Source organism: Aurantimonas sp. A2-1-M11 (genome assembly GCF_036549475.1).
In the GTDB taxonomy this organism is placed as follows: domain Bacteria; phylum Pseudomonadota; class Alphaproteobacteria; order Rhizobiales; family Rhizobiaceae; genus Aurantimonas.
In genome coordinates this window covers 1-1975 of the sequence record NZ_JAZHLI010000176.1, presented here as the reverse complement: position 1 = coordinate 1975, position 1975 = coordinate 1, and the positions used below count along the sequence as shown (strand labels likewise).

Sequence of the window (1975 nt, the reverse complement as noted above, 5' to 3'; positions counted from 1 at the left end):
GCAACCAGGAGCGTTTCCCAGACCGGCTCCCAGCCTTTGACCGGACGCGCAACCGGCCAGCCAGCCAGCGTCTTCTGCCTTTGACAAAAACATCAGTCCGACAGGCTGCTAGTGCGAATGCTTGTGGTCGACGTTCTAGAGGAGCTTGGCTACGCCGTGCTCGAAGCCGGCGACGGACCCGAGGGATTGAAGATCCTTCGGTCGGATGTCCGTCTCGACCTTCTCATCACCGATGTCGGCCTGCCCAACGGCATGAACGGCCGCCAGGTCGCCGACGCGGCGCGGGAGCTGCGCCCCGACCTCAAGGTGCTGTTCGTGACCGGCTACGCCGAGAACGCGGTGCTCAGCCACGGTCACCTCGACCCCGGCATGCAGGTCGTCACCAAGCCGTTCGACATGGCCGTGCTGGCCAGCCGCATCAAGGACATCATCTCGGAGAGTGAAGGATAACGGATTTCCACCCAAGCCAGAGAGTTCTTGCACATTTCGCATCGAGCGCTTGATCAATCGGGACCGAAAGCTGCCTGTCCGCCTTAAAGCGGCAGCCAAGCGAAAGCTGTCTATCCGCTCACACATGCTCGAAAGCCGCTGTTGGTTCAGAACGCGAACATGTCGGTTTTGCCCGAACGCGGCTGGTTCTCTTAAATCAGTACTTGGGAAGGTGACGAAGTGCCCCCCGCCCCGCCTCGCCTCACTGTCCTGGACGCGCGCCGCCATTGACACCGCCTCCAAGAGAGGTCCTTTGCTGCGTGGTTTGCCGTCAGACTGGAAGGACCTGTTTGGATGATGCCGGAGACAGGGACGATATTATCGGAAAGCGACAGACGCCTGCGCTTGGCCATAGAAGCGGGGCGCATGGCGGTCTGGGACTATGATACTAGCACCGATACGCTGAGCGGGACGGACGAACTGAACCAACTGCTCGGCTTTCCGGCAGGGTACCCGTTTGATATCGACCAGGTCCGCTCCCGCTACTATCCCGGCGACGGCGACAAGATGCGCGAGGAGGCGGCGGCCTCCCTGGCCCGCGGGGAGCGGTTCATTCAATCGGAGTATCGCTACTTCTGGCCCGACGGTTCGGTGCGATGGCACCTGATGCGGGCTGAGGTGTTCATGGAGCCCGATGGCACACCAACAAAGGTCGTGGGCATTCTCATCGACATTACGGACCGCAAGCGCGCGGAGGAAGCTCTGGCAGAACGTGAACGCGAGCTGCGCGCCGCTCTCGACGCAGCCTCGCTGGGAACCTACACGTTCGACCACAAGACCCGTGAACTGAAAGCATCGGCCCGGCTCAAAGAGATTTACTGTTACCCTAGGGATCAGGAGCTCACGCTCGATGATCTGCGGGCGCGCTATCATCCGCAGGATTGCGACCACATCAGCCAGCTGTTCAGCAGCGCCTTCGATCCCGCCCAGCATCGGTTCGATATGGAGTTTCGCCTCCTCCTGCCCGGTGGAACAGTCCGATGGGTGCAGGGTCGCGGCGAATACCTTCGCAACGCAGAGGGCCAACCGGTCCTGTCGCGAGGGATAGTCTCAGACGTTAGCGATCGAAAGCGTTGGGAAGAGCATCAGAAGCTTCTGGTTGATGAACTCAATCATCGCGTCAAGAACACTTTGGCCACCGTTCAGAGCCTGGCTTCCCAAAGCTTTCGTCCCGGCGAGGATCCTGCCGCGGCGAAGGAGGCGTTTATCGACCGTCTCACCGCGCTGGGTCAGGCTCATGATGTTCTAACCCGCAAAAACTGGGACAGCGCGGATCTTACAGAGATCGTATCGGCAGCGGTGCGGCCGTTCCAGCGAGGAGAACGGGAACGCTTTAAGGTGGAGGGGCAGCCTCTTCGCCTCAGTCCTAGATAGTGGTCGAGTAGCTCGGCTATTCGGCTTCGCCCTCACAGATCCGGGCATGCGGCTTTCCCGCACCCGGCTCTTCCCGGAAGTTACCCGCATGGTACCCTTCGTGGCGTCCAGG

1 protein-coding gene and 1 pseudogene are annotated in these 1975 nt (G+C 60.9%); both read left to right on the top strand.

Going from position 1 to position 1975, the window contains the following annotated elements:
- Positions 1-99: 99 nt before the first annotated feature.
- A pseudogene (locus VQ042_RS25395) lies at positions 100-450 on the top strand (response regulator); the annotation flags it as partial.
- A gap of 405 nt (positions 451-855) precedes the next feature.
- On the top strand, positions 856-1863 hold the full coding sequence (locus VQ042_RS25390; RefSeq protein ID WP_331823021.1) for an HWE histidine kinase domain-containing protein: 1008 nt from the start codon (positions 856-858) through the stop codon (positions 1861-1863).
- Positions 1864-1975: the final 112 nt, after the last annotated feature.

Excerpts from the sequence above, each read along its gene's own strand:
- VQ042_RS25390 (WP_331823021.1), top strand. The coding sequence starts at position 856 with ATGGCGGTCTGGGACTATGATACTAGCACCGATACGCTGAGCGGGACG.